Origin of the sequence: Candidatus Sodalis sp. SoCistrobi (assembly GCF_900143145.1) — a bacterium.
Taxonomy (GTDB): Bacteria; Pseudomonadota; Gammaproteobacteria; order Enterobacterales; family Enterobacteriaceae; genus SoCistrobi.
The window spans coordinates 1-8,822 of record NZ_FRDB01000124.1 but is presented as its reverse complement, the minus strand read 5'-3'; the positions used below and the strand labels follow the sequence as shown (position 1 = coordinate 8,822).

At 60.6% G+C, this 8,822-nt stretch carries 6 protein-coding genes and 2 pseudogenes; 7 read left to right on the top strand and 1 reads right to left on the bottom strand.

What is annotated here, in order from left to right; translation table 11 throughout:
• The 7 genes and pseudogenes from CINSTRO3249_RS09615 to CINSTRO3249_RS09585 all read left to right on the top strand — a co-directional run.
• The coding region (locus tag CINSTRO3249_RS09615) for an integrase core domain-containing protein (RefSeq protein ID WP_143146879.1) at nucleotides 1–229 on the top strand (229 nt) is incomplete at its 5' end.
• An 86-nt stretch (nucleotides 230–315) separates the two neighbouring features.
• Nucleotides 316–2,607 carry a ComEC family protein gene (locus tag CINSTRO3249_RS09610; RefSeq protein WP_074013118.1) on the top strand — a complete coding sequence of 764 codons (2,292 nt, stop codon included), beginning with the start codon at nucleotides 316–318 and terminating at the stop codon, nucleotides 2,605–2,607.
• A gap of 36 nt (nucleotides 2,608–2,643) precedes the next feature.
• Nucleotides 2,644–4,392, top strand: coding sequence for a lipid A ABC transporter ATP-binding protein/permease MsbA (gene msbA / locus CINSTRO3249_RS09605; RefSeq protein WP_074013117.1), 1,749 nt, complete (start codon nucleotides 2,644–2,646; stop codon nucleotides 4,390–4,392).
• The gene (gene lpxK, locus CINSTRO3249_RS09600) at nucleotides 4,389–5,402 is read left to right on the top strand and encodes a tetraacyldisaccharide 4'-kinase (protein ID WP_074013116.1); all 1,014 of its coding nucleotides are present in this window, start codon (nucleotides 4,389–4,391) and stop codon (nucleotides 5,400–5,402) included. Before msbA ends, lpxK begins: the two co-directional genes overlap by 4 nt.
• 598 nt (nucleotides 5,403–6,000) lie before the next feature.
• Nucleotides 6,001–6,183: a protein YcaR gene (gene ycaR, locus CINSTRO3249_RS09595; protein WP_025245854.1), complete on the top strand. Its 183-nt coding sequence runs from the start codon at nucleotides 6,001–6,003 to the stop codon at nucleotides 6,181–6,183.
• On the top strand, nucleotides 6,180–6,935 hold the full coding sequence (gene kdsB / locus CINSTRO3249_RS09590; RefSeq protein WP_074013115.1) for a 3-deoxy-manno-octulosonate cytidylyltransferase: 756 nt from the start codon (nucleotides 6,180–6,182) through the stop codon (nucleotides 6,933–6,935). Before ycaR ends, kdsB begins: the two co-directional genes overlap by 4 nt.
• Before the next feature lie 167 nt (nucleotides 6,936–7,102).
• Nucleotides 7,103–7,998: pseudogene (locus CINSTRO3249_RS09585) on the top strand (YcbJ family phosphotransferase).
• Nucleotides 7,999–8,335: 337 nt separating this feature from the next.
• On the opposite strand, the pseudogene CINSTRO3249_RS09580 reads toward CINSTRO3249_RS09585, so the two are convergent.
• A pseudogene (locus CINSTRO3249_RS09580) lies at nucleotides 8,336–8,695 on the bottom strand (ElyC/SanA/YdcF family protein); the annotation flags it as partial.
• Nucleotides 8,696–8,822 lie beyond the last annotated feature (127 nt).

Here is an 8,822-nt window from a genome sequence, read left to right as displayed (position 1 = left end):
CGGCGACTCCTACGATAATGCGATGGCAGAGAGTATCAACGGGTTGTACAAAACGGAGGTTATCCACCGCGGGAGCTGGAAAAACCGGACGGAAGTGGAGTTGGCCACGCTGGACTGGGTGGACTGGTACAACAACAGAAGGCTGCTCGGGCGGCTGGGTTACATCCCTCCTACTGAAGCCGAAATGAACTATTACGCTTTGCAATTAGCATCAGAGGAAGCGGCGTAGTATTGCCAAAATTACTCTCTAATAAACTCGGGGTTATTCAGTCTGCCTTTCTGGCTCACCGAGTCATTTAACCCGCAGGTCTGTCGATGCCCTTGTCCATTACCGCGCTGGCGCTGGCCGTTATTGCGGGTAATTTACCGCTGTTATTTTTGCCGCAATTACCGACGACCGGCGCGCTCTACCTGATACTGGCTGCCGGCGCGGTGTTATTACTGAGCGGCCGCCGTACGGCGCAGTATCTGGCGGTGGGGGTGCTGATGCTGGCCTGGAGCGGCTATCACGCCCGGCTATTGCTGGTGCAAACGACGGCATGGAGTCAGGGTAATCAGACCCTGATAGCCCGCCTGGCCACCCTTAATCTTTCGGCCGATCAACCGCCCGAGCGTCTGGTGGCCCGCGTCAGCCACATCAACGGGCGGCGGGTATTTCCGCCGGTGGTGGTGGCGCTCCGCTGGCCTTCACCGCCGACAAGGTGGTGCGCCGGGCAGCAGTGGCGACTCAGGGTTGCGCTGCAGCCGGTACACGGGCGCATGAATGAGAGCGGATTCGATAGCCAGCGCTGGGCGATGGCGAATCATCAGCCGCTGCAGGGCAGCGTATTGCGGGCGCGGTTGCTTGACGACGGGTGCAGCCTGCGCCAGCGGTGGGTCCAACGCGCCGTTAACAGCATGCCGCAGCCGCGCTGGCGAGCGCTGATGCTGGCGCTGGGTTTCGGTACCACTCAGGAAATCAGCGACGAGGACTGGCAGCTGCTGTCGCGTACCGGTATTGCCCATCTGATGGCGATTTCCGGGCTACATATCGGCCTGGCGGCGCTGTTTGGCTGGCTGGTGGCGCGAGGGGCCCAGTTTTTCTGGCCGGCGCGCGCGATAGGCGTAGGGTTGCCGCTGCTGTTTTGCTGGCTGTGCGCCGCGGGCTATGTGGCGTTATCCGGGGCAAATTTCCCAGCGCAGCGCGGCCTGCTGGCGCTTACGCTTTGGAGCGTGGTGCGCCTGCGGGGCATGACGCAAAGCCCGTGGCAGATTTTATCGTGGTGCGTCGCGCTTATCCTTATCACCGATCCATTGGCGGTACTGTCCAATAGCCTGTGGCTTTCCTGCACCGCGGTGGCGGCGCTGATTTTCTTCTTCCAGTGGGCGCCGCTACCTGACCGCTGCCGGCGGGGTTGGCGATGGTGCGGGGTTCGCTGGTTGCATTTGCAGGGCGGCATGACACTGCTGCTGTTGCCTATGCAGTGCCTGCTATTCCATGGCGGCAATCCGCTGGCGCTGGCGGCCAATATGTGGGCGGTGCCGCTGGTGTCGTTTATCACCACGCCGCTCATCCTCACGGCCATCGTCACCGGCGGTCAACGCTGGCTGAGCGCTCAGCTTTGGCGCATGGCGGATCTGTCGCTGGAGTGGGTGATGGCGCCGCTTGGGCCGTTGCAACAGGGCTGGTTGACGTTACCGGGTCAGGGCCTGGTATTCAGCGCCGTCGGTTGGCTGGGCATCATCATCTGGCGTTTCGGCTGGTGGCGTCGCTATCCTCTGACGCTTGGCGTGTTGGCCGTGCTGATGCTGCTCAGTGTCAGATCGCCGGGGACGAATGCGCCGCGCTGGCGGCTGGATATGCTGGACGTGGGCCACGGCCTCGCGGTGAGTATTGAGCGCGACGGCAAGACGCTGCTGTATGACACCGGCGCCGGCTGGCGCACGGGTGATATGGGCAAGGCGGTGATCCTGCCCTATCTGGACTGGCGCGGGCTGACGCCGGGACACATCTACCTGAGCCATAGCCATGAGGATCATATTGGCGGCTTGGCCAGCGTGAGCCGCGTCTGGCCGGAGGTCCCGGTCAGCAGCCCCTTTCGCGCGCCCGGTCACCGCTTTTGTCTGCTTTGTCTGCGCGGGCAGCGCTGGCGCTGGCAGGGGTTGCATTTTGAGGTGCTTTGGCCGCCTGAGCCGGTTGAAAGCGCCGGCAATAACGATTCCTGCGTGCTGCGAATCGACGATGGCCAGTTCCGCGTGCTGCTGACCGGCGACATTGAAGCGCAGACGGAACGGGCGTTGTTGCGTTTGGATAGGCGCGCGTTGCGCGCCGATGTCCTGCAAGGACCCCATCACGGCAGCAAAACGTCCTCCCCCGCCGCATTTTTGCGGGCGGTGCGCCCGCAGGTGGCGTTAGCCTCAGCGGGCCGCTACAGTCCCTGGCGCCTGCCGGCGGAGGCGGTGGTGAAGCGTTATCGGCGTCTGGGTATCCGCTGGCAGTATACAGCGGTTAGCGGTCAGCTGAGCGTGCGCTTTTATCCGCGGGGGTTTGACGTTTTCGCTTACCGGGGTCAAATTTCCCGCCGATGGTATCATCAGTGGTTTGGCGTCGCCGCGCTAAATAGGTAGAATAGGCGGCTATTTAGTCCCGGCACTGGTAAATGAATGCTAAACGATAAAGATCTCTCCACCTGGCAGACCTTCCGTCGCCTCTGGCCGATGATCTCACCTTTCAAGGCAGGTCTGATCGTCGCGGCGATTGCTCTGATACTGAATGCCGCCAGCGATACTTTTATGTTATCGCTGCTCAAACCGCTGTTGGATGACGGCTTTGGCAAAGCCAATAGCACTATCCTGGTCTGGATGCCGCTGGTGGTAATTGGCCTGATGGTGCTGCGCGGCGTCAGCGGCTTTGTCTCCAGCTATTGCGTGTCCTGGGTTTCCGGCAAGGTGGTGATGAACATGCGTCGCCGGCTGTTTAATCACATGATGGACATGCCGGTGTCATTTTTTGACCAGCAATCAACCGGCACTCTGCTCTCGCGTATTACCTATGATTCCGAACAGGTGGCCTCATCGTCCTCCGGCGCGCTGATTACCGTCATTCGCGAGGGCGCATCAATCATTGGCCTGTTCGCGATGATGTTCTACTACAGCTGGCAGCTGTCGCTGATTCTGGTGGTGATTGCGCCGGTGGTGTCATTTGCCATCCGGCAGGTATCAAAACGATTCCGCCAGATCAGTAAACGAATGCAAAACACCATGGGTCAGGTGACCACCAGCGCAGAACAGATGCTAAAAGGGCATAAGGAAGTGCTGATTTTCGGTGGCCAAAAGGTGGAGAACGAGCGTTTCAACAGCGTCAGTAATCGCATGCGCCAACAAGGGATGAAAATGGTGGCCGCCTCCTCGGTCTCCGATCCGCTGATCCAGTTTATCGCGTCGCTTGCGCTGGCCTTTGTGCTGTATGCCGCCAGCTTTCCTTCGGTGATGGAAACCCTGACCGCCGGTACCATCACCGTGGTGTTTTCGTCAATGATTGCCCTGATGCGTCCGCTGAAATCTTTAACCAACGTCAATGCCCAGTTTCAGCGCGGTATGGCGGCCTGTCAGACTCTGTTTTCCATTCTTGATATGGAAACCGAAAAGGATGAGGGCACGGTGGAAGTCGAACGCGTCAAAGGGGATATCGCTTTTGACCAGGTTACCTTTTCCTATCCGGGCAAAGAGACGCCTTCGCTGCACGGTATAAGCCTGACCATTCCGGCGGGCCATACGGTGGCGCTGGTGGGGCGCTCCGGCTCCGGTAAATCCACCATCGCCAACCTGCTGACGCGTTTTTATGATATCCAGCAGGGGCAGATTTTGCTCGACGGCACCGATCTGCGCGCCTATAAGCTCGCCTCACTACGTAATCAGGTGGCGCTGGTGTCGCAAAACGTGCATTTGTTTAACGATACTATCGCCAACAACATCGCCTACGCCCGTAAAGCCACCTACTCCCGTGAGCAGATTGAGAACGCGGCGCGCATGGCTTACGCCATGGATTTCATCGAAAAAATGGATCAGGGCCTGGACACGGTGATTGGCGAGAACGGCGTCTTACTGTCCGGCGGCCAGCGCCAGCGCATCGCCATTGCGCGTGCGCTGCTGCGAGATTGCCCGATCCTTATCCTCGACGAGGCCACCTCGGCGCTCGATACCGAATCCGAGAGGGCCATCCAAAAAGCGCTGGATGCGCTGCAGAAAAACCGGACCTCCCTGGTCATTGCCCATCGCCTGTCCACCATCGAAAAAGCCGATGAAATCCTGGTGGTGGAGGAGGGGCGGATCGTGGAGCGCGGCAATCATGAGGAATTGATGTCGCGCCAGGGCGTTTACGCCCAACTTCACCGGTTACAGTTCGGTCAATGATAGCCCGCATCTGGTCCGGCGCCTCGCGGCTGTATTGGCTGTTGTTGCCGTTTTCCTGGTTGTATGGCCTTACCACGGCGATTATCCGTTTCAGCTACCGCCGCGGCTGGCGTAAAGTGCATCGTTTTCCGCTGCCGATTGTGGTAGTGGGCAACTTGACCGCCGGCGGTAACGGTAAAACGCCGGTGGTGCTATGGCTGGTAACGCAATTGCAGCAGCGGGGCTGGCGGGTCGGGGCGGTGTCGCGCGGCTACGGCGGGCGGGCGGCGCACTACCCGCTGCTGGTGGATGCCACCACGACCAGCGATCAGTGCGGGGACGAGCCACTGCTTATTTGGCAGCGTACCGGTGCGCCGGTTGCGGTGGCGCCGCGTCGCGCTGAGGCGGTGGCGGCGCTGTTGCACGCGCAGCCCCTGGATGTGGTGGTGACCGATGACGGTCTGCAGCATTACGCGCTGGGTCGGGACATCGAGTGGGTGGTCATCGACGGCGAGCGTCGTTTCGGCAACGGTTGGTGGTTGCCTGCCGGCCCCATGCGTGAACGGGCCGCGCGCCTGCAAACGGTGCAGGCTGTCATCGTCAACGGCGGCGATGCTCGCCCTGACGAAGTGCCAATGCGCCTTGTCGCTGGCGCGGCGGTCAATCTGCTGAGCGGCGAACGCCGTGCCCTCGCCAGTCTAACATCGGTAGTGGCGATGGCCGGCATTGGCCATCCACCGCGGTTTTTCGCCACGCTGCGCGCGGGCGGCCTAACGCCGGTGCGGGAGGTGGCGTTTGGCGATCATCAGGCCTACCGGCAGCAGATGCTCGATGCGCTGGCCGCGCCGGAGGATCAGCTGCTGATGACGGAGAAGGACGCGGTCAAATGCCGCGCCTTTGCCCGCGCCAACTGGTGGTATTTGCCGGTTGACGCGCACCTGCCCGCCGGCGCGGAAGAGAGATTGCTGACGCCGATTTTGCAGGCGATCCGGCGCTACCGGCCTGCGGCAGACAGCGAGGCGGCGACCTGAAGTTGGGCGGCACGGCGTCGGTGCAGCTACCAGATGCACGGCATCGGGGCGTGAGGGCGGAGATCTGATGTGCGGCGGCAAGGCGTCGGTGCAGCTATCTGATGTAGGGCGCCGGAGCGTCATGGCGGAGATCTGATGTGCGGCGGCACGGCGTCGGCGCAGCTACCTGATGTACGGCGCCGGGGCGTAGGGGCGGAGATCTGATGTACGGCGTCGGGTGCCGCTAGCTGACCGACACTCGCCGGCGGCACGCCCGGACAGGCCGCAAAAAAAAAACGGCCCGGTTAACCTGCGTTAACCGGGCCGTCCGAGCGATGTTTTATTGCTTAGCGGCTAAAATTAGCGAACAGAGCAATGATTTTATTGATGGTTTTCATGGCAGGCCTGTCTTATTAATCTTTGAAGTGTGACTCAGTTCACAAAAATAATACGCTTTCCCTCGCTACATATCAATAACATCTCACCAAAAAAAATGACGATAGTCAGCAATTGCTGCGATAGACGGCAACGTTGGCCGGCGAAGATTCCCGGCCCCGTACCCTTATGTTATTCTCTGCACCACACTCTCTTGCAGAGCCATGCCACCCCTGGAGGAATCATGGATCATCGCCTATTGGAAATCGTCGCTTGCCCGGTGTGTAACGGCAAACTTTACTACAACAAAGAACGACAGGAATTGATTTGCAAGTCCGATGCGCTGGCTTACCCCCTGCGTGACGGTATTCCTGTGCTGCTGGAAAGCGAAGCGCGCGCCATCACGCTGGATGAGACCAATTCATGAGTTTTATCGCCATTATTCCCGCCCGTTTCGCCTCCAGCCGCCTGCCCGGCAAGCCGCTGGCCGACATCAATGGCAAACCCATGGTGGTGCGCGTTATGGAACGGGCGCAAGCCTCCGGCGCCGATCGGATTATTGTCGCCACCGACCATCAAGGGGTGGTCGAGGCGGTTGAGCGCGCCGGCGGCGAAGTGTGCCTGACTCGTCCCGATCACCAGTCCGGCACCGAGCGGCTGCAAGAGGTTATCGATCGCTACGATTTTCCTGACAATCAAATTATCGTCAATGTGCAGGGCGACGAACCGCTCATTCCGCCGCAAATCATCCGCCAGGTGGCGGATAACCTGGCGGGTGCAGAGGCCGGCATGGCGACGCTGGCGGTGCCTATTACCACCGCAGAAGAGGCATTCAACCCCAACGCGGTAAAAGTGGTGGTGGATGCGCACGGTTATGCGCTGTATTTCTCTCGCGCCACTATCCCGTGGGACCGCGAAGGATTTGCCCGCAGCCGCGAGCACCTTTCTCACGGCCTGCTGCGCCATATCGGGATTTATGCCTACCGCGCCGATTTTATACGCCGCTACGTCAGTTGGTCGGCCAGCCCGCTGGAAAAAATCGAGATCCTCGAACAATTGCGTGTCCTGTGGTATGGCGAAAAGATCCATGTTGCGGTGGCGAGCGTCGCGCCCGGCATGGGGGTGGACACGCCGGAGGAGCTGGCGCAGGTCCGTTTTCTGCAGCAGCAACAGGAGTAATTCTCCCGTGCAGGCCGGCGCGATGGCCTGTCGACGTTTCGCGCCGATTTCCCGCCTTTGTTTGATCTAGCGCGACGTTTTAAACGCCGATCCTCCCCATGATGTCATGTGGTGCCGCGCGGTACCCGCCGATTCAATCCTGTGCCGAAAATAAGGTTAGCGATGTCATGGAACAGTTACGCGCTGAGTTAAGCGCCGTTTTGGGTGAGCCGCTGAGCCGGCTTGAACGTATCAGCGAGCAACCTTATGCTCACCTGTATGCCATGTACGACAGGGAGGGCCACGCTCTTTCCCTGGTGGCGAAAAGCTATTTGTGTCCGGGTATTGCCCAGCAGGAAGCCTATAAACTGTCGATGCTGGCCCGGGAAGGCGAAATACGACTGCCGACGGTCTATGGCCTCATTTTATCCCAACATCCCCCCTATATAAAGAGCTGTTGCTGATGGAACGCCTGCGGGGCGTACCGGTCGAGGCGCCGACCCGAACACCGGCGCGCTGGCAGCGGCTCAAAGAGCAAATCGTCGACGGTATTCTCGCCTGGCATCGGATCGACAGTCATGGGCTGGTGGGTAACGTCGACAGTACCCAGGAAAATCGCTGGCCGGCCTGGTACTCGCAGCGGATCGAGGTGATCTGGTCGACGTTGAATAAGGTGTCGGCGCCGCTGCTGCTGCATGATGACCGGATATTGCTGTTTCGCACCCGGCAGTGTTTGCCACGCTTATTTGATGATTTTAACGAAGGCTGCGTGTTGGTGCACGGCAACCTGTCGCTGCGCAGTATGCTCAAGGATCCGCGTAGTGACCAGCTGTTAGCGATGCTGAATCCCGGTACGCTGCTGTGGGCGCCGCGGGAATACGACCTTTACCGGCTGTGCGAGGAAGGGCTGAGCGAAGCATTGCTGTTTCACTATCTCAGCCGCGCGCCGGTGGCGGAGGCATTTCTTTGCCGGCGCTGGCTGTATGCTATCTGGGAGGCGGCGGCGCGCTATATCCACACCGGTCAACTGGACCGTGACCTGTTCGTGCGCGCAAAGCGTGAGCTGCTCCCCTGGCTGGATTAAGAGCGCAGCCCCCGTCGCAGTGGTAGGACCGCGTCACCGGTTTGGCCGCAAAGCGGGTTTGGCTCTGCCGGGCTTGTCGGCCTTGCTTGTCGGCCTTCACCTCACCCTTGTCTGTTCTTCCCTAGGCGCAGCGCGCCGGCGGCATGCGTCAGCGCCCGGCGGTGCCTGTGCTGTCGCGCCGGCAGGTTAGGTCAGCGCCCGGCGGCGCCTAAGCCGTCGCGCCGGCAGGTGGGTCAGCGCCCGTCGGCGCCTATGCCGCCGCGCCGGCAGGTTAGGTCAGCGCCCGGCGGTGCCCAAGCCGCCGTGTCGACAAGAGAGGATTTCCGCACCGGCACGCTTATTTCCGAACGTCGTTATCGCTGGCCGGTACTGGGCTGCCGTTCCCGGCAGGGGCAGGGCGGGACGTCATCGCCAGCAGCCGTTGCCAGACCCGCCCGAGCGTTTCATACCAGACACGCTCGCTGTGACCCAGCCACAGCGGCGAGGGCAGTATTTTCTCCTGCGGCTGCAGAGGACTGCTGATCGCAAGCTGATTCGCCGGCACCGGCATTGGCTGCAGCCCGGCGGCGGCAAAAAAGCCCATCGCCCGGGGCAGATGGTTGGCGGAAGTGACCAGCATCAGCGGCGCTTGTCCTACTAATCTTGCTACACTCGCTGCTTCCTGGCGCGTATCGCGCGGGCTGTCCAAGGTCACGATTGAATCACCCCGGATAAATTAGAGTCTATACTTTAAAAGTGGAGGTCTCTATGACAACGACCAAACGTTACTCTCCGGAAGTCCGTGAACGGGCAGTTAATCTAGTGCTGGAAACTCAGCATGAGCA

Bases quoted from the DNA above. Each gene is read 5' to 3' on its own strand.
- lpxK (WP_074013116.1), top strand. From the start codon at position 4,389: ATGATAGCCCGCATCTGGTCCGGCGCCTCGCGGCTGTATTGGCTGTTG.
- kdsB (WP_074013115.1), top strand. From the start codon at position 6,180: ATGAGTTTTATCGCCATTATTCCCGCCCGTTTCGCCTCCAGCCGCCTG.
- msbA (WP_074013117.1), top strand. From the start codon at position 2,644: ATGCTAAACGATAAAGATCTCTCCACCTGGCAGACCTTCCGTCGCCTC.
- ycaR (WP_025245854.1), top strand. From the start codon at position 6,001: ATGGATCATCGCCTATTGGAAATCGTCGCTTGCCCGGTGTGTAACGGC.
- CINSTRO3249_RS09610 (WP_074013118.1), top strand. From the start codon at position 316: ATGCCCTTGTCCATTACCGCGCTGGCGCTGGCCGTTATTGCGGGTAAT.